This is a genomic window from Pseudonocardia wallangbongensis, from assembly GCF_054486945.1.
This window is the reverse complement of the sequence record NZ_JBRERS010000005.1, coordinates 488,932-507,293: the sequence shown is the minus strand read 5'-3', so window position 1 is coordinate 507,293 and position 18,362 is coordinate 488,932. Positions and strand designations below refer to the sequence as shown.

17 protein-coding genes are annotated in these 18,362 nt (G+C 69.3%); 10 read left to right on the top strand and 7 right to left on the bottom strand.

The genetic code is table 11. The features are described 5' to 3' along the window. Window positions 1-839: 839 nt before the first annotated feature. From ACU436_RS21440 to ACU436_RS21430, 3 genes are all read right to left on the bottom strand, one after another. Window positions 840-1,352 carry a hypothetical protein gene (locus tag ACU436_RS21440; RefSeq protein ID WP_459027912.1) on the bottom strand — a complete coding sequence of 171 codons (513 nt, stop codon included), beginning with the start codon at window positions 1,350-1,352 and terminating at the stop codon, window positions 840-842. Window positions 1,353-1,757: 405 nt separating this feature from the next. Next, complete coding sequence (locus ACU436_RS21435; RefSeq protein ID WP_459027911.1) at window positions 1,758-2,540, bottom strand: hypothetical protein; 783 nt, start codon at window positions 2,538-2,540, stop codon at window positions 1,758-1,760. A 312-nt stretch (window positions 2,541-2,852) separates the two neighbouring features. Continuing rightward, window positions 2,853-3,095, bottom strand: coding sequence for a hypothetical protein (locus ACU436_RS21430; protein WP_459027909.1), 243 nt, complete (start codon window positions 3,093-3,095; stop codon window positions 2,853-2,855). Window positions 3,096-3,489: 394 nt separating this feature from the next. Between ACU436_RS21430 and ACU436_RS21425 the strand changes: the two genes are divergently transcribed. Next, window positions 3,490-3,705, top strand: a complete 216-nt coding sequence (locus ACU436_RS21425; RefSeq protein WP_459027907.1) for a hypothetical protein — start codon at window positions 3,490-3,492, stop codon at window positions 3,703-3,705. 55 nt (window positions 3,706-3,760) lie between these two features. Here ACU436_RS21425 and ACU436_RS21420 read toward each other — a convergent pair whose 3' ends face one another. Next, complete coding sequence (locus tag ACU436_RS21420) at window positions 3,761-5,443, bottom strand: recombinase family protein (protein ID WP_459027905.1); 1,683 nt, start codon at window positions 5,441-5,443, stop codon at window positions 3,761-3,763. Next, window positions 5,367-6,305, bottom strand: a complete 939-nt coding sequence (locus ACU436_RS21415; protein ID WP_459027903.1) for a DUF72 domain-containing protein — start codon at window positions 6,303-6,305, stop codon at window positions 5,367-5,369. The genes ACU436_RS21420 and ACU436_RS21415 overlap by 77 nt, the downstream gene beginning before the upstream one ends. 25 nt (window positions 6,306-6,330) lie before the next feature. On the opposite strand from ACU436_RS21415, the gene ACU436_RS21410 reads away from it, so the two are divergent. Genes ACU436_RS21410 through ACU436_RS21400 form a run of 3 tightly spaced genes read left to right on the top strand, consistent with a single transcriptional unit; the run spans window position 6,331 to window position 8,124 of the window. Beyond that, window positions 6,331-7,011 (top strand): SDR family NAD(P)-dependent oxidoreductase, encoded by a 681-nt coding sequence (locus ACU436_RS21410; RefSeq protein ID WP_459027901.1) that lies wholly within the window; start codon window positions 6,331-6,333, stop codon window positions 7,009-7,011. Then, on the top strand, window positions 7,004-7,822 hold the full coding sequence (locus tag ACU436_RS21405; RefSeq protein ID WP_459027899.1) for a serine hydrolase domain-containing protein: 819 nt from the start codon (window positions 7,004-7,006) through the stop codon (window positions 7,820-7,822). Before ACU436_RS21410 ends, ACU436_RS21405 begins: the two co-directional genes overlap by 8 nt. Before the next feature lie 17 nt (window positions 7,823-7,839). Beyond that, window positions 7,840-8,124 carry a hypothetical protein gene (locus ACU436_RS21400; protein WP_459027897.1) on the top strand — a complete coding sequence of 95 codons (285 nt, stop codon included), beginning with the start codon at window positions 7,840-7,842 and terminating at the stop codon, window positions 8,122-8,124. A gap of 100 nt (window positions 8,125-8,224) precedes the next feature. On the opposite strand, the gene ACU436_RS21395 is transcribed toward ACU436_RS21400, so the two are convergent. Next, window positions 8,225-8,497, bottom strand: a complete 273-nt coding sequence (locus tag ACU436_RS21395) for a helix-turn-helix domain-containing protein (RefSeq protein ID WP_459027895.1) — start codon at window positions 8,495-8,497, stop codon at window positions 8,225-8,227. 52 nt (window positions 8,498-8,549) lie between these two features. Between ACU436_RS21395 and ACU436_RS21390 the strand changes: the two genes are divergently transcribed. From ACU436_RS21390 to hrpA, 3 genes are all read left to right on the top strand, one after another. After that, window positions 8,550-8,834 carry a hypothetical protein gene (locus ACU436_RS21390; RefSeq protein ID WP_459027893.1) on the top strand — a complete coding sequence of 95 codons (285 nt, stop codon included), beginning with the start codon at window positions 8,550-8,552 and terminating at the stop codon, window positions 8,832-8,834. A gap of 576 nt (window positions 8,835-9,410) precedes the next feature. Next, window positions 9,411-9,671, top strand: coding sequence for a hypothetical protein (locus ACU436_RS21385; RefSeq protein ID WP_459027891.1), 261 nt, complete (start codon window positions 9,411-9,413; stop codon window positions 9,669-9,671). Between the two features lie 28 nt (window positions 9,672-9,699). Next, on the top strand, window positions 9,700-13,824 hold the full coding sequence (gene hrpA, locus ACU436_RS21380; protein WP_459027889.1) for an ATP-dependent RNA helicase HrpA: 4,125 nt from the start codon (window positions 9,700-9,702) through the stop codon (window positions 13,822-13,824). Here hrpA and ACU436_RS21375 read toward each other — a convergent pair. Beyond that, window positions 13,757-14,275, bottom strand: a complete 519-nt coding sequence (locus ACU436_RS21375; protein WP_459027888.1) for a MaoC family dehydratase — start codon at window positions 14,273-14,275, stop codon at window positions 13,757-13,759. The two genes, hrpA and ACU436_RS21375, sit on opposite strands and share 68 nt — an antisense overlap. A gap of 64 nt (window positions 14,276-14,339) precedes the next feature. Between ACU436_RS21375 and ACU436_RS21370 the strand changes: the two genes are divergently transcribed. The 3 genes from ACU436_RS21370 (at window position 14,340) to ACU436_RS21360 (ending at window position 18,292) form a co-directional block, all read left to right on the top strand. After that, complete coding sequence (locus tag ACU436_RS21370) at window positions 14,340-14,984, top strand: ArsR/SmtB family transcription factor (protein ID WP_459027886.1); 645 nt, start codon at window positions 14,340-14,342, stop codon at window positions 14,982-14,984. Window positions 14,985-15,349: 365 nt separating this feature from the next. Beyond that, on the top strand, window positions 15,350-16,678 hold the full coding sequence (locus tag ACU436_RS21365; RefSeq protein WP_459027884.1) for a M20 family metallopeptidase: 1,329 nt from the start codon (window positions 15,350-15,352) through the stop codon (window positions 16,676-16,678). A 21-nt stretch (window positions 16,679-16,699) separates the two neighbouring features. After that, window positions 16,700-18,292, top strand: coding sequence for an AbgT family transporter (locus tag ACU436_RS21360; protein WP_459027882.1), 1,593 nt, complete (start codon window positions 16,700-16,702; stop codon window positions 18,290-18,292). The last annotated feature ends 70 nt before the right edge of the window (window positions 18,293-18,362 follow it).

The window sequence follows — 18,362 nt, the reverse complement described above, 5'->3', positions numbered from 1 at the left end:
CATCGGCTCTGCGTCGTTGAACGGGTTTCGCTGGTACTCGGACAATCTCTATCCCTCCAAAGTGAGTGTGCGGCAACGTGCCGCGTAGCGTGAGGCTTCGAGCCTCAAATGATCGTGTTAGTTAAGCGGTAAGCAGCTCGGCGCGATACCGAGCCTTAGCGCGACTCATCGCGCGGTTGTTAGACGTGCGGGTGCAGTGACGGCACCTCAGGTAGCCGTAGCTGTCTCGGTACGCCCATGCGGCAGTCTCGCGCCTGGCGCGACCACACCTGAACGTTTCCATGGTTGACCTCCAGGGTCGTGACAATGACAGTGACAAACAGTGGTATATAAAAAATACCCCGGGCCTTTGCAGGCCCGGGGTACTCGAACACACCACAGGGAGGCGAACCTCCCAAATCGACCGGGAAAGTGGACCGATCGGAGACTAATATCAGCACGGTAAGAACCTCACGGGGCCAGACTGGGGAACCAGTCCCGTGAGGGAGCAAAACCGTGCAGTGGAGGACACGGGCGCTCTAACCGTGGAGAAGGATAAGCGAGTAGATAGCGGCTTCTACACCCAGTAGTAGGTGTCGTCTGACCCAAATGACGACAGTCCTGTGACGGAGGACACTCGGTCGGGGATCAGCGCTACAGGCGCCGAGAGGGGACTCCAGTGCCCTATGCAGCCACAATATTCTTAGTAGCTACGTTATCGCAGGTAGGGCCTAGGAGGATCGTCGTTAGGGTGAGCGCGCACCGTATCCTCGGTCGCTTAGCTCTCTCCTTCCCCCTCCCCAGGTTTAGAGGTGTCCCAAATGGCAATGTGGGACAGTGGTGTGACCAAGGTAACCCATTCAGACGGACTGGTTCCACTCGGAGGACGAGACGGTGATCCCACCTGCACGGCCCTGGCGTCCCTTGACGAGATCGTTCTTCTCGATGTCTTCCAGGTACTCCGATGCCTGCCAGTACGCAGTAGGCGTCGACGTGACCTTGTCCTGGACGATGTCCATTGCTGCCCAGTACGGCAGCTCGACCTTGTCCGGGTCGAACCGGTGCACTAGAGGCCGCTTCTTGCCGCTAGTTTCGCCGCTGCGGACCTTTCGGGCGTTCCTGCGCCTCTTCGTACCGGCGGCGATGTAGCGGCAGCTCTCAGAGCAGTACAGTGGCCAACGGGCCTTCACGTCCGCCGGCCGACGCTCCACGCAGAACCAGTTGCGGCACCCGGGACGCTGGCACTCACCGGTGTACACGGTCGCGTCGGCGCCGAACCGGTCGCAGACGCCGTGCGTCGTGCGCCACCTCGTGTGTTCGGGCCGGTTGTACCTCGCGAGGATCGCGAACCGCTTCCGTTCCGCGCTCGTCAACGTCGCAGGGTCGATCGTTCTTCGCTTGACGGGGTACTTCCGCATGTCCGGTCTTGGCACGATGACCGGATCGCTCGTCTCAGCTCGTTGCCCTAGCTTATTCTTCGTCAATATCCGTTCTCCCAGTTTGGTTAGGACGATTCGACCTATCCGGAACGTCCTTCTAGTGTTCAGGGGTGAACATCCCCGCCGTGTCCGGCGGCCCCAGAAGGGCCGACGGCCCTTCACCTTCTACGTAGCTACTTCTATGTAGCTACTTCTACTTAGTTACTTATACTTAGTAGGACGTTTTGACCCTACCGATGGGACAGAACGTCCCTACGGTAGGGACGTTTCGACCTATCCGATGGGACGATCTGACCCAACCAGACGTGCAGTCCGTAGGGACAGAACGTCCCTACCAACTCAGTCGGACGGGATCGTCAGGCGGTAGTGGTACGCCCGGCGGGGCAGCGGGTCACCGATCAGGGTCAGAAACCCGGCGGCTTCCAGCTCCGCTACGGCCTTCCTAACGGACTTCGTGCTGGCAAGGTGCATCCACTCCGCCACGGTCGCCTGCGTGGCGTACAGCTCACCCGACTTCCAGCACCGTTGGCAGATGACGAGCCCCGCGAGGAGCGCGTTCGCCGAGAGCTGCTGTCGAGTCGTGTCGTGCAGCGCCTTCCGGTAGTCGGCTTCCCGCTCGGGAGTCCTGGTTGCCTTAACGGCCTGAGGTCTGCTCCGGGGCTCTGCGTCGCGATAACCAAGGTTATCACCCTCGGCATCGTCGTTCAGTGCTTCTACGGCGACCTCAGGCGGCAGTGCGGACGGATCACGCTTACGTCGGTTCACGACTGGCCGAGCATCACTACTGATGCCGGTCACCGTATCGACGTTGCTTGCCAGCACGAGTGCGAACTCGTCCAACAGCCGCCCGGCCGCTGCTGGGTCCTTCCACCTTGGACCGCGAAGTTCGAGACTGTCAGTCCAAGTTTCTAGGCCCGCCTGAGCGATCACCTGCATTGCAATGTCGACCACGCGCGCCGACAGGTCCGCAACGTCGGGATGCCTGTTCACCTTCACTGGCATACGCACCTCGGCTAGGACTTCGGCGACCCTGACGACCTCGGCAGGCACGGTGTGTGGCGCGTACCGCTCGTGCAGCGCCGCGAACCACTCCTCGGCCGTAACGGTCCTAACGGCGGTCATCGGGTGCCCTTCGCGGCAGCTGCGTCAAGCAAGACTTCCCGTAGCGCGGACCGGGACGTGTACACGGTCCCCTTCTGGTCCACATCGGTCGGCATCCCGAGGTCCGCGATCACGCTCGTAAGCCGCCGAAACGGCATATCCGCATCCTTGACCAGGTGCCACAACGGCAACCGGTCCTTCTCGTTAATATCCATTATCCTTCTTTCCCGTTCCCCCCTCGGGTCAGTTCCCGAGGGGTGCTCTTGGGTGCCGGCCTCTCTTCCGGCGCGTTCCTCTCTCGATAGAGCGGGGGTGCACTGTGCACACCCTTGCCTAGTCCGGTAAGCCGAGTTCTCCGATCCGTTCGATAGCGCGGATGTCAGCCTCGGCCGCGATCTCCCGAAACTCGGCATCCGAAATGATGCCCTCTACACTGTTTGCGACTGCGACGTACATGTTTTTCCCCAGGGTCTCCCAGAGGATGAACCCGGGCGTTTCGTAATCGTTCCCTCGGATCGTCGCCTCAGCTGCGAGCGAGAGCAGCTCGGTAACAACTTCACGGTAGCGGTCTTCCACGTCGGCTTTGCCCTTTCTGGCGTCTGCGAGCGGATCGCCGACTAACGGCGATCACTAGGAACTCCGGGTATCGGGCTAAGCCCTAAGCGAGACGCATCGCCGGATCGTCGGCTCCGCTCATCCTCTGTCCCTTGCGGGCGGGGGCTCTGAGCCGGACGACAACAACGTATCGAGACTGGATCATGATTCGCCAGGGAGTGTGATACGGACGACATTGAACAGCCTTGCAGCCAGTTAGGCGCCGTGCTAGCAGCCTTACGCCGGCTTGCGGCTAGTGCTTATTCGATCCGGGCCCTAAGCGGTGACCAGTTGGACCGGAAGTACGCCCCGGTTCTAGCGCGACTAGCTAAGCGCAAGGACTACCGCCAGACCTACCGTTCGGTACGCTGCGAGGATGGTCGCAACCACTCGCCTCCTGCTGGAGGCAGCGCACGGAACCAACGATCCCGCTGTCCTAACGGAGGCTGCTAAGGGCTCCGGGTCGGTCACTACCGACCAGGTCCGGGAGATCGCTAAGGCTAAGCTCGCGGACTACAAGACGGACGAGCTGGACCGAGCCGTTAGCGTGGTCACAGGTGCAGCTAAGGGGATGAACATCCAGGTGCGGTAAGGCGAAAGAAGGCCCCGGTACCCGCTAGGGTCCGGGGCTCTCTCGTTCGTGGCTCTCAGACGTTCTCAGCGTTCGGGACACACTCAACGGCCGTGCTCTCGTGCACGTCCTCTCCGAGGGTCGGGTTTGACGGCCGGGACCTCGGTTCATGATCGGTCGGAACGTACACACCATCCACGAGCACGACCGGCCCGCCGAACTCGTCGGCCATGAACGGAAGATGAACGGGTCCAGCCATAGCGCCGGGCACTGTCCGGCGTAGAATGTCCAGGTTCGTGCCGATCGAAACCGTAACGTCCCCGTCCTCACCCCGGGCCGCGTTCATCCTCATTCCCAACTTTAGCAGAACGGCGCGCTTCTCCTCCGGAGTCTCCGCGGCGGCGAGAGTTTCACCCCATTTTCCGCCAGTAGCTACCAGCTCGTAGCGGGCAGGCTTGTTCGGCATCTCCCGGTAAGCCTTCCGGCGCTCCGTGAGAGCGGCGAGACGAGTCCGGTAATCCGCGACTTCGTCCGGATCATCTTTGTCAACAATCCCGTTATCCCACTCCCAGCGGAGCCCCTTGATCGTCTCCTCTACGTCTTTAAGCTCTGCTCCGGATCCCTCCGCGGGGAAGAAGATTTCCTCCTGTACCGGCTCGTCCCCGATAGTCGCAGTGACGTAATCGAGCGCGAGGGATTCGACCCGCTTAGCCGGGATGTTCTTGCCGGGGCACTTGGGACCACCCTCTACGGGGTGCGTAGCGGCAGAGCAACGCCAGTAGGTCCGTGCTCCCTGAGCCGTGGTCACAAAATACATCTTGCTACCACAGATAGCGCAGAAAATGATATCCAAGAGAAGCTTCTTCTTCCCACTGAAAGAACCTACGGGTTGCTTCCGCGCGTTAGAGAGACGTTGCTGCAACCGGTCGAAAAGCTCTTCGGCGATGATCGGCTCCGCCCGCCTGATCGGACTTCCGTCCTCGCCGCGGACGACACGGCCTTTGTAGACGGTTTCACCGAGCATCGTCCGGGACTTGAACATCTGCAATAGCGTGCCGGAACGCCACTTGCCGTGTGCTCCTCGCGACTTCTGCGGAGTCGGGACGCCACGAGCGTTCATCTCGGCTGCAACCGCGCCGAGAGACTTACCCGACATGTAGATGTCGACAAGTTCCCGAACGAGAGCCGCATTAGCTTCGTGGATCGCGAGCACGTACCCGAGCGGCTTATCCGGATTGGCAGGGTTAGGGATCGGCTCCGTCTTGTAGCCGAACGGGATAGGTCCGCCGCGGAACCGGCCGATCATCCTTAGCTTCTTCTGCGAGGAAACCTGACGATCAACGATCGCTTGTCGCTCTGACGCTGCGGATTCCGCAGTGAACGCGAGCTGAATGTCCGTAAGGAAGTCACGCTTCCGCGTATCGATGTGGTCAACGATCGTGATAATGTACTTGCCGTGATCCTCCATCCAATCAAGGAGTGCTTGCTTCGGCCGCTGTCCACCTCGAGAAATACGGTCCCACTTCCATGCGACCATAGCTTCCCACTCGTTCATCTTTGGCGGCTTAAGCCACGGCCCCAGGTCGGGCGTGTTGAACGGGTCGACCTTCCCCGAAACGTCTACATCCTCCGCGTAGCCGACGACTACCGCGTCATTGTCAGCCGCCCACTTCTCGATATCCTCACGCTGCCGCTCTACCGACGTAGAGGCGTCCGTGTCCCGTGAGAGCCGCACCCGTCCGAGAACCCGTAGCGTCACTGTGTCGTCTCCTCCGTGCCGTGTGAAACCGTACTACGCGGTTGTCGAAGTACACGAAGACGTCGCGGCCCGCGGGCTCGGTGACGCCGGCGGACGCCGCCGTGAACTCACCGACCGGCGCGGCCCCCGCCCGCCACGCCCGCAGCTTGGCCGCCCACGCGTCGAGGGCCTCGGCGGTGTAGCCGCTGGTGTAGAGCTCGGTGTCGCCGTGCAGCCGCACGTAGACGAAGTCCGCGGTCACGTCCTCCAGGTGCGGCCACGTCCCCGCCGTGTCCGCCACCACGAGGCCGACGCCCTGCGCCCGCAGCAACTCCACGAGCTCGGGCCGGCCGAACGACGGGTGGCGCACCTCGAGCGCGTGCCGCAGCGGCCGGTCGGCGTCGGCCTCGGTGTGTGCCCGGCCGTCGAGCCGCTCGTCGTGCCGGGTCGCCAGCTCGGCCGCGGCGCCGGTGCTGCGCGGCAGCATCGCGAGGAAGGGCTCGATGCGCTCGGGGTCGAAGGGCATCCGCGGCGGCAGCTGCCACAGCACCGGGCCGAGCTTCGGGCCGAGCGCCAGCACCCCGGAGGCGAAGAAGTTGGCCAGCGGCGTCCCGACGTCACGCAGCTGCTTCAGGTGGGTGATGAAGCGCCCGCCCTTCACGGAGAACACGAAGCCGTCCGGCGTCTCGGCGGCCCAGGCGCGGTAGGACTCCGGGCGCTGCAGCGAGTAGAACGAGCCGTTGATCTCGATGCTGCTGACCTGGCGCGAGAGGTACTCCAGCTCGCGGCGCTGGGCAAGGCCCCGCGGGTAGAACGTGCCGCGCCACGGCGGGTAGCGCCACCCCGACGTCCCGACCCGGGCCCCGGCCACCCGCACGAGCATTCCAGGGCAGGGGCAGGATGGCCGCGTGGACGCACTGATCGTGACGGGCGCCGCCGGCGCCCTCGGGCACGCCGTGGTGGCGGAGTTCCGGGCCGCCGGCCGCCCGGTGGTGGCCCTGGACCGGCCAGGAGAACGGCTCGACGCGCTCGGCGGGCAGGACGGCGTGCACGCGATCCCGGTCGACCTCGCGAGCCGTGCCGCCGTGCACGCCGCGTTCGCCGAGGTGGACGCGCTGCCCGTCGCCCCGGACGCGCTGGTCGGGCTCGCCGGCGGGTTCGTGCCGGGCTCCCTCGCCGAGGTCGACGAGGAGCAGCTCGACGGCCTGTGGCGCTCCAACTTCGGCTCCGCGCTCTGGGCCGCGCAGGCGGTTGCTCCGCGGCTGGCGGCCCGCGGGGGCGGCGCGATCGTCACGGTCGGGTCGCGCACGGCGATAGCCGGCGCCGCGCCGGTGGCCCACGCCACGAGCAAGGCCGCCGTCGTCCGGCTCACCGCGCTGCTGGCCGAGGAGCTGCGGGCCGACCGCATCCGGGTCAACGCCGTGCTGCCGTCGACGATCGACACCCCCGCCAACCGCACCTGGATGACACCGCGCGACATCGAACGGGCCGTCGCACCGGAGGCGATCGCGAAGGTCATCGCGTTCCTCTGCAGCCCCGACGCCGCCCCGATCAGCGGCGCCGCGATCCCGGTGTACGGCGATGCCTGACCTGCGGACGGCCGTCGGCGCCGTGCTCGACTGGCCGGTCGACCACGTCGCGGCCGCCGTCGTCAACGGGTCCGGGGTGCGCGCCACCGCGGGCGACACCGACCGCACCTTCCCCCTGGCCTCCGTCACCAAGCCCCTCGCGGCGTACGCCCTTCTCGTCGCCGTCGAGGAGGGGGCGGTCGAGTGGGACACACCGGCCGGCCCCGAGGGCTCGACCGTCCGCCACCTCGCCGCCCACGCCTCCGGTCTGTCGTTCACCGACGGCGTGCAGCAGGCGAAGCCGGGCACGAGGCGGATCTACTCCAACGTCGGGTTCGAGGTGCTGGGCGAGACCGTCGCCGAGGCCGCCGGGATGCCGTTCGACCGCTACCTGCACGAGGCGGTGCTCGCCCCGCTCGACATGGCAGGTACGCGCCTCAATGGTTCCCCCGCCGCGGGCGCCGTCTCCACGGCCGCCGACATGGCCCGGTTCGCCACCGAACTGCTGTCCCCCACCCTTGTGCACCCCGACACCCTCGGCGAGGCCACCACCGTCGCCTTCCCCGGCCTCGACGGCATCCTCCCCGGCTACGGGCGGCAGCAGCCCAACGACTGGGGACTCGGGTTCGAGATCCGCGACGGGAAGTCGCCCCACTGGACCGGCGCCCACAGCTCGCCGCGCACCTTCGGCCACTTCGGCCAGTCCGGCACGTTCCTGTGGGTCGACCCCGATGCCCAAGCGGCATGCGTGGTCCTGACGGACCGCGACTTCAGCCGCTGGGCGGTCGAGGCCTGGCCGCCGTACACGGACGGCGTGCTGGCGGCCCTCTAGAACCTCGCGGAGCTCCGATGACCCTGAAGTTCCTGATGATCGCGCGGATTCCGGACGGCGGGCTCCCCGACTTCGACGCCTACGAGGCCGCTGTGCTCCCGCTGCTCGCCGAGCACGGCGGCCGGCTGGATCGCCGACTACGGTCCGCCGACGGTGGGGTGGAGGCACACGTTGTGACGTTCCCCGGTCGTGCGGAGTTCGACGCGTATCGGGCCGACCCTCGACGAGCAGCGGCGGCACCGCTGCTCGAGGCCTCCGCGGCCGTGATCGAGCTGCACGGGGTCAAGGACGTCGGCGGCTGAGAGTTCGCGACGTCGGCAACCATGATCAGCGCACGCGGTTGCACGGCCGCACCGTTGCGGCTTCAACACCGCATGCGGTGATCAGGATCTGTCGTGTCGGTCAAGAACGGGCGCCCTCGTCCGGACCCGCAGTGAGGTAGGGCTGCGCACGCCGGTGCGCCGTGCTCTGCGGGATGCCGGTCAGCCGGGCGATCGCCGGCCAGGAGAGCTGGTGCGTGTCGTGCAAAGCGGCGAGCAGGCGCCCGGACCACTGCAGCGTCTCATCGCGGGTGGCCTCCACCCGTCGCGCAGCGTCGACCAGCTCGTCCTGCGACAGCGCGGACAGATCCCCAGCGAGCAGCCTGGGGAGATCCTCCGCTCGCTCGCCGCTCATCGGCCGGACCCTAGATTGACAACCTTCCCATTAATGGGAAGATGTGACCGTGGTGACCAGGAGCACTGCGCCAGCGAACGTTGTCTACTCCGTCCACACCGCCCGGCCCGGCGAGACCGGGGCCGTCGAGATCGTGTTCACCAGCGAGCAGGAGGCCCGGGCGTACGCGCGGGACCGGTCGCGGGACTGGCGGATCACCTCGGCCAGCGTCACCCGCTTCACGGTGGGCGAGCTCGGCACGAGGTGTCCGGTCGGTTGGTACGTCGACGGGGCGGAGCAGCGGGAGCACTGGAACCGGCAGCTGTACCCGACGGACGGCAACGACCCGGCCACATGATCATCGGTCGGGCAGGTCTGATTGGGGCTTCCAGCGGGCCTGCGGGCCAACTTCACGGCGAGGGCTGACGGCCGCCGATGCAGGTGGGCGAGCAGCGGGTCGACGTGATCGTCGTCATGCCCGGATCCATCGGCTTGATCGGGAATCATCCGCGGGGGTCGCCCGTTGTACAGCTCGTCCGGACCGGGCGACCTGTGTCCCCGGGTCTCAATAATCAAGCGCCTTCACGGAATACCGTTCGGCTGGAGCCGTGTCGTGCCACGCGCCGCGAGGCGACCAGCGCTCGGTCCGGACACCTTCCCGAGCCGGGAACAGAACCCGGCCAGGGATGGTTGCAGGAGATGTCCGACGCCGGGCGACCCGTGTCCCCGGGTCCCAACCATCTGCCGCCCTACGAGGTGTGCCTCGCGCCGTGAGGCGACCGGCGCCCGGCTCGGACAGCTCCCGCCCCTCCGACTTGCCGCGTCCGGTGTTCCCGCCGCCGTCGACGTGGCTGCCCGGGCGGCGCTGCCCCCGACAGCGCCGCCCCCCCACATCCTGAGCTCCACACCTCCGACTGCAAGGGCGGCGAGCGCCATGAAGGGCGACCGGGTAGAGATCGTCATCGACGCCGGGAGCGGCACCACGCGCACCTATGAGATCGACGCCACACGCGCCGGTCGCAAGGTCGGCATCACGCACGGCCGCGGGGTCGTCGAGGTCAGCGAGATCACGCGTGGCGGGAGCACCGTGCGCACGGCCCGCTTCCTCGCCAACCGCGTCCTGGCGCTCGTCGAGCACCCCGCGGCCGACAACCCGGTCGCGGACGAGCTCGTCCCCGCCCTACGCTCGGTCTGACCCTCGACATAGGCAGACTTTCGCACTGATGTCCTCTCCCGCGGCCCGATCCGCTGACGCGCGTCCCGAGCCGGCCGACCCGTCGGGTGAGCCGCGGCGCACCCGACGTCCCCGGCGCCGCAGGCCGCGCGCCCGGAGCGAGGCCCCCGCGGTACCGACGGAGGAGCTGCCTCCCGTCGACGACGCGGAGCTGGACGGGCTCGCCGAACGTGTTCCCGCCCTCTCCCTGCAGGACGCGCATCGCATCGGCCGGCGCCTCGACACGGTGCGCCGCACCCGCGACGCGACCGCGCGGTCCCGTGCCGCGGCGGGGATCAAGGATGCGGTCGAGACCGCCGAGCGGCGGATGGCCGCGCGCCGGGCCGCGGTGCCCACGATCCGCTACCCCGACGCCCTGCCGGTCAGCGCCCGCCGCGACGACATCGCCGCGGCGATCCGCGACCACCAGGTCGTGATCGTCGCCGGGGAGACCGGTTCCGGGAAGACCACGCAGATCCCGAAGATCTGCCTCGAGCTGGGCCGTGGCGTGCACGGGCTGATCGGGCACACCCAGCCGCGCAGGCTGGCGGCGCGCACCGTCGCCTCCCGCATCGCGGAGGAGCTGGGCACGAATCTCGGCGACGCGGTGGGCTGGAAGGTGCGGTTCACCGACCACGTCGGCGAGAACACGCTGGTCAAACTGATGACCGACGGCATCCTGCTCGCCGAGTTGGCGGGCGACAAGATGCTCCGGCAGTACGACACGCTGATCATCGACGAGGCCCACGAGCGCAGCCTCAACATCGACTTCATCCTCGGCTACCTCACCCAGCTGCTTCCCCGCCGCCCCGACCTCAAGGTCGTCATCACCTCGGCCACGATCGACGTGGAACGGTTCGCGAAGCACTTCGACGCGCCCGTCGTCGAGGTGTCCGGGCGCAGCTATCCCGTCGAGGTCCGGTACCGGCCGGTCGTCGACCTCGACGACCCGGACCACGACCCCGACCGCGACCAGGTCGACGCCGTCGGGGACGCCGTGGCCGAGCTGCAGCGCGAGGGCGGCGGCGACATCCTCGTGTTCCTGCCGGGCGAGCGCGAGATCCGCGACACCACCGATGCGCTGGCCAGACGCGGCTTCCGGAACACCGAGCTGCTCCCCCTCTACGCGCGGCTGTCCACGGCCGAACAGCACCGGGTGTTCGCCGCCCATCCGGGGCGCAGGGTCGTGCTCGCCACGAACGTCGCCGAGACGTCGCTGACCGTCCCCGGAGTCCGGTACGTCATCGACACCGGCACCGCCCGCATCTCCCGCTACTCGCGCCGCCTCAAGGTGCAGCGGCTGCCGATCGAGAAGGTCTCGCAGGCCAGCGCCAACCAGCGGGCCGGCCGCTGTGGCCGCGTGGCCGACGGCATCTGCATCCGCCTCTACAGCGAGGACGACTTCGACGCGCGCCCGGAGTTCACCGACCCGGAGATCCTGCGCACCAACCTGGCGTCGGTCGTGCTGCAGATGATCTCGCTCGACCTCGGTGAGCTCACCGAGTTCCCGTTCGTCGAGCGGCCGGACCCGCGGGCCGTCGCCGACGGGATCGGGCTCCTGCAGGAGCTGGGCGCCCTCGACGACCGCAAGCTCACGGCCGTGGGCCGGGCGCTCGCCACGCTGCCGGTGGACCCGCGGCTGGGCCGCATGCTCGTCGAGGCCGATCGCAACGGCTGCCTGCGCGAGGTGCTGGTCATCGCCGCGGCCCTGTCGGTGCAGGACCCGCGCGAGCGCCCGGCCGAGCAGCGCCAGGCCGCCGACGCCAAGCACGCCCGCTTCGCCGGGGAGTGGACCGCGGACGGCTCGACCCTCGACGCCGGCGGCTCGGACTTCCTGTCCTTCGTCAACCTGTGGCGCTACGTCGCCCAGATGCGCGAGGAGCTGACCGGCAACAGGTTCCGGCGGCTCCTGCGGGAGGAGTTCCTGCACTTCCTGCGCATCCGCGAGTGGCAGGACCTGCACTCCCAGCTGCGCCAGGCGGCCCGCAACGCCGGGCTGACCCCGAACGACGTCGACGCGGATCCGGATCGCATCCACATGGCTGTGCTGTCCGGGCTGCTCTCGCAGGTCGGGCTGCGCGACGACGGCCCCGAGCGCGGGGACCGCAGCAAGGACCGGCGGAACACCGGTCGGGAGTTCCTCGGCGCCCGCGGCGCCCGGTTCATGATCTTCCCGGGCTCGCCGCTGGCCAAGAAGCCGCCGCGCTGGGTCATGGCGGCCGAGCTGGTGGAGACGTCCAGGCTGTTCGCGCGCACCGCCGCCCGGATCCAGCCGGAGTGGATCGAGCCCCTGGCCGGGCACCTGGTCAAGCGGACGTACTCCGAACCGCACTGGTCCCGCAAGCGCGGCGCCTCGGTCGCCACCGAGCGCGTCACGCTCTACGGGATCCCGATCGTCACCGGCCGCGCCGTCGACTTCGGGCGGATCGGCCCCGAGACCTCACGTGACCTGTTCATCCGGCACGCCCTCGTCGAGGGCGACTGGGAGACCCGCCACCGCTTCTTCCACGCTAACCGCGAGCTCCTCGAGGACGTCGAGGAGCTGGAGCACCGGGCCCGGCGGCGGGACCTCGTCGTCGACGAGGAGACGCTCGTCGAGTTCTACGAGGAGCGCATCCCGGCGCACGTCGTGTCCGGCCGGCACTTCGACTCGTGGTGGAAGAAGGAGTCGCGCAAGCACCCCGACCTGCTCGACTTCACCGAGGAGATGCTGCGCACCGCGCAGGCGGCCGACGTCGACCGCTCCGCGTACCCGGACCAGCTGGAGGCGGGCGGCCTGTCGCTGCCGCTGTCCTACGCGTTCGAGCCGGGCGCGCACAGCGACGGCATCACCGTGGACGTGCCGGTGGCGGCCCTGCACCAGATCGACCCCACGCCGTTCACGTGGCAGGTGCCGGGCCTGCGCGAGGAGCTGGTCACCGCGCTGATCCGCACGCTGCCGAAGGGCCTGCGCCGGCTGTACTCCCCCGCCCCCGACCACGCCCGCGCGGTGCTCGCGCGCCTGCAGGCCGGCCGGGAACCGCTGCTCGACGGCCTCGAGCGCGAGCTCGGCCGGATGCGGAACGTCGAGATCCCGCGGCAGGCGTGGGAGCTCGACCGGCTGCCCGAGCACCTCACCGTGACGTTCCGGGTGGTGGACGAGGCCGGGCGCGAGGTGGCGAGGGGCACCGACCTGGAGGCCCTGCGGCGGGAGCTGGCGCCGAAGGTCCGGGAGGAGCTTGCCGCCGCGGGCGTCGACATCGAGACCACGGGCGCCACCACCTGGACGTTCGGCCCGCTGCCGCGGGAGCACCCGATCCGGCGTGGCAGCCACACGGTCACCGGCTACCCGGGGCTGATCGACCGGGGCACGAGCGTCGACGTGCGGGTCTTCCCCACCGCGGCCGAGCGCGACCCGGCCCACCACCGCGGCGTCCGCAGGCTCCTGCTGCTGGAGACCCCGACACCGGTGCGGCAGGTGCAGCGCGACCTGGACAACGCCGCGAAGCTCGCGCTCTCCCGCAACCCGCACGGCTCGGTGGCCGCGCTCCTCGACGACTGCGTCACGGCCGCCGCCGACCACCTCATCGCCGCCGCGGGCGGCCCGGCGTGGGACGACCGGTCCTACACCCGGCTCCGGAAGCTCTTCGCCGACCGCCTCGCCCCCACCACGCTGCAGGTGCTGCAGGCCGTGCGCGGGGTGCTCGTGGTCTGGCACCGCGTGCAGGCGCAGCTGTCCGACCTGCGCGCCCCCGTGCTGGCCGCGGGCGTCGCGGACATCACGGCGCAGGTCAACGCGCTGGTCGGCCCGAACTTCGCGACGGCCGCAGGCGCCGCCCGGCTCGCCGACGTCGCGCGCTACCTGCAGGCGGTCGAGCGGCGCATCGAGAAGCTGCGCGCCGACCCGGCCCGCGACGCCGAGTGGACCGCGCAGGTCCGTGAGGTGGCGGACGAGTACGCCGCCGAGCTGGCCGCACTCCCGCCCGGTGTCGAGCCGGGTCCGGAGCTGCGCGAGATCCGCTGGATGATCGAGGAGCTGCGGGTGGGCCTCTACGCCCATCCCATGCGTACCCGCTACCCGGTGTCGATCAAGCGGATCCAGAAGGCCATCGACGACTTGCCCCTGGGCGGAGGGCGAGCAGGTTCATCGCCTTGAAGGAGATCGGCACCCCGTCGTCCTGGTTCAGCAGCTCGACCTGTGTGACGACCATGCCGCGGTCCGGTTTGGAGCGGGACGGCCGCGCGTCGAGCACGGTGGCGCGCACCCGGACGCGGTCGCCGGGGCGAAGCGGCACCTTCCAGCGCAGCTCGTCGACGCCCGGGGACGCGAGGCTCGCGACGCGCGAGAGGTAGTGGTCGGCGAGGAGCCGCATCGCGAGCCCGCCCGAGTGCCACCCGCTGCCGATCAGCCCGCCGAACGGGCCGTGCAGCGCGAAGCCCAGGTCGGTGTGGATCGGCTGGGGATCGAACTGCTCGGCGAAGCGGAGGATCTCGTCCTCCCGCACGTCGAGGTGGCCGTACTCGTACTGGGCACCGGCGACGTAGTCGGAGAACCAGCGGTCCTCGATCGGCGCGGTGAAGTCGGCGGTGCCGAGCGATCGGGTCATGCCCGCATGATCGGCCAAGAAATGTTCAACGTCGACTGAACCGTCCGTGCATTAGCGTTCGGGCGTGGAGTGCGACCTCACCACCGTCGCCCGCGCCATCGCCGACCCGACGCGGTCGGCCATGCTGCTGCGGCTGATGGACGGTCGCCGGCACACCGCGCGCGAGCTCGCCGACGCCACCGGCGTGTCCCCGTCGGCCGCGAGCCCGCACCTGCGCCGGCTGGTCGAGGCCGGGCTCGTGAGCGTCCATGTGATGGGCCGGCAACGGCTGCACGCGCTCGCCTCCCCGCAGGTCGCCACGGCGATCGAAGCCCTCGCCGCGGTCTCCCCGCTGCTGCCGGTCGAGTCGCTGCGCACGGCGCGCACGGGCAGCAGGCTGCAGACGGCCCGCGTCTGTTACAGCCACCTCGGCGGGGCGCTCGCCGTCTCGATCGCGCGCAGGCTGGAGGCGGACGGCGCGCTCGACGATCTCGACCACCCGCTCCTCGTCGCGCTGGGGATCAGGGACCTGTCCGGGTTCCCGGGCCCGCGGGTGCGCGCCTGCACCGACTGGACCGAGCACGAGACGCACCTGGCCGGGCGGCTGGGCAGCGCCCTGCTGGCCGGTCTGCTGGACCGCGACTGGCTGCGCAGGCGCCCCCGCGACCGCGCCCTGAACATCACGGAGACGGGGGCGGCGCGGCTCGCTGCGCTCGGGATCACGATGTGATCGTCGATCGAGTGCACCCTGCGTCGGCGTGGAGGATGCTGCCGAATCGCCGGTGGGGCGGTGCTCGGTGGTCAAGGGCAGATGGTGGCTGGTTGATCTCCGATCACGACCATCAGCCCTTGGTCGGTTGGGCGAGATGACGACCCGCTGCGACCTGGCCGCGGATCATCGTCGACGGCGGGTGACCGCTCCCAGGACATCGATCGATCCATACTTCACGCAACCCTCGATGCGCATCCCACACGCTCGACAGGAAGCGCGCCCCGGATCGAGCGCGCTCGGCATCGGCTCGCCAGCGGCACCCGCACGGAACCGGTGATCCAGAACGGCGACGCGGTGGCACTCGCCACGTTAGGGTGCCGATCATGCGCGAGCCCGATCCGACCAGGCCGTCGCCTCCCGACGACAGCTACCTGCGCTCGCTCACCGCGGCCACCGAGCGCGCCGTCCGCGATGCGGAGCCGATCAGGTCCGAGCACCCGGGAGCGGCGGAGGACGTCCGGGCGGCCGTGCTCGCCGCGGCGCGGGAGCACGGCGACGCCCTCGTCGCGCTCAGCCAGGACCTGCACGCCCACCCCGAAGAGGGATATGCCGAGCACCGGTCGGTGCGGGCGGTGGCGCAGCTGTTGGAGCGGCACGGCCACACCGCCCAGATCGGCGTCGGCGGCCTGGACACCGCGCTGATCGCCACGAGCGGCTCCGACGGCCCGCACATCGGGGTGCTCGCCGAGTACGACGCGCTTCCCGGGATCGGCCACGCGTGCGGGCACAACATCATCTGTTCGACCGCGGTCGGCGGGTTCCTGGCTGCGGCCCGGGTGCGGGGGCGGGTCGGCGGCCGGCTGTCGCTGATCGGGACGCCCGCCGAGGAGGGCGGTGGCGGCAAGGAGAAGCTGGCCCGCGCGGGCGTCTTCGACGACGTCGACGCGGTGATCATGCTCCACCCGTTCACGCACGACATCGCGTTGCACCCGTTCCTCGGCCGCCGCCAGGTCGAGATGGTGTTCCACGGGGTCGCGTCGCACGCCTCCGCGCAGCCGTTCATGGGCCGCAACGCGCTCGACGCGGCCGTGGCGGCCTACCAGGGGATCGCGGCGCTGCGCCAGCACCTGCCCGGCAGCGACCGGTTGCACGGGATCTTCACCGACGGCGGCACCCGGCCGAACGTGGTGCCCGAGCGGGCGGCGCTGCTCTTCTACCTCCGCTCGGCGGCGCCCGAGACGCTGCGGGACCTGGCCGACCGGATGGCGGAGATCGCGCACGGCGCGGCGGCGATGGCCGGTTGCGGCGTCGAGCTGCACTGGGACCCGCTGCCGGCGTACCTGCCGATCCGCTTCAACCAGTCGCTCGCCGCGCGCTGGGCCGTGAACCAGGAGCCGGTGGGGCGCCGGCCGCTGCCGCCCGGTGTGGTGCCCGACTTCCTCACCGGCTCCACCGACCTGGGCAACCTCAGCTACCGGATGCCCGCGATCCACCCGATGATCGCCGTGTCCGAGCCGACCGTCGCCCTGCACACCACCGCGTTCGCGGAGGCCGCCGGCGGCCCGGCGGGCGACCGGGCCGTGCGCGACGGCGCCGTCGGACTCGCGCTCACCGCCGTCGACTACCTGGCCGACCCCGCACTGCGCGAATCCGTCCACGCCGAGTTCGCCGCGGCGGGCGGGCCGCTCGACGTCCCGAGATTCTTCGACTGACCTCAACGAGGAGGCCCCCGCGTGACCACCGCCAGCCCGACCGCCCCGCCCGGCCGCCTCGACCGGGTCCTCGACTGGATCGAGCGCGCCGGCAACCGGCTACCCGAGCCGTTCATGCTGTTCGTGCTGCTCACGCTCGTGGTGGCGGTGCTGTCCTCGGCGATGGCGGCGTTCGGGGTGAGCGTCACCATCCCGGGCGAGAACGAGGTCACGCCGATCCGCGGGGCGTTCAGCGGCGCCGGGCTGGAGTTCTTCTTCACCGGGCTGGCGGACAACTTCATCGGGTTCCCGCCGCTGCGCACGGTTGTCACGATCATGCTGGCGGTGGGGCTCGCCGAGCGGACCGGGATGCTCGCGGCGCTCATCAGGCTCGCGTTCTCGCGCGCACCGCGCTGGCTGCTGCCCTACGCGCTCGGGTTCATCGGCGTCAGCGGCAGCGTCATGGCCGACTCGGCGTTCATCATCATCCCGCCACTCGCCGCCATCGTGTTCAAGGCGGCGGGCCGGCACCCGGTGGCCGGGCTGATCGGCGGGTTCGCCGCCGTCGGCGCGGGCTACTCGACGTCGCTGTTGGTGACGAGCCTGGACGCGCTGCTCGCCGGGATCACCAACGGGGTGGCCGCGACCCTGCCCATCACCGGCACGCCCGTCACGCCGATCTCGAACTACTTCTACAACGCCGTCTCCTCGATCGTGCTGAGCCTGATCGCCGGCCTGATCATCGACCGGGTGGTGGAGCCGGGGCTCGTGCGTTCCGGTTTCCCGGACAAGGAGGTCGAGCAGGACGACCGGCCGGCCACCGGCGCCGCGGACGACCCGACCGCCGAACCGACGAGCGCCACGGTCACCGCCGCCGAACGCCGCGGGATCCGAGCTGCCGGCGTCGCCCTGCTCGTGGTCGTCGCCGGGGTGCTCCTGCTGGTGCTCGTGCCGGACTCCCCGCTGCGCAACGACACCGGTGGCTTCCTGCCGAAGTCGCCGCTGCTGGACTCGGTGGTCACGCTGGTGTTCCTGGCGTTCTTCGTGCCGGCGCTCTTCTACGGCATCTACGCCGGGGTGATCCGGCGCGGCGCGGACGTGCCGCTGCTGATGGGCCGGGCGCTGAAGGACCTCTCCGGGTTCATCGTGCTCGCGTTCATCCTCGGCCAGTTCATCGCGCTGTTCGCGTGGACGAACATCGGTGCCTGGCTGGCGGTCTCCGGGGCCGATCTGCTGCAGACGATCGGGCTCACCGGGTACCCGGCGATCCTCGGGTTCGTGATGCTGGCGTCGCTGCTCAACCTGTTCGTCGTCTCCGGCTCCAGCCTCTGGACGCTGATGGCGAGCGTGTTCGTGCCGCTGTTCCTGCTGCTGGGCTACGAGCCCGGCTTCGTGCAGGGCGCATTCCGCGTGGGTGACGCCGCCACGCAGGTGATGACCCCGCTCAACCCGTACATGATCGTGCTGCTGACGTTCGTGCGGCGCTACCAGCCGGGTGCGGGGCTGGGCACGGTGATCGCGAAGATGGTGCCGTTCGTGGTGCCGTTCTGGGTGGCGTGGGTGCTGATCCTGACCGTGTTCTACGCGTTCGGCATCCCGATGGGCCCGGGCGTCGGCGTGCGGATCGGCGAGTAGCCGAGCCGGGCCGGCCGGCGACACACCAACATCGGCGCCCGCACACGAACTGCAGTTGGTGTGCCGGCAC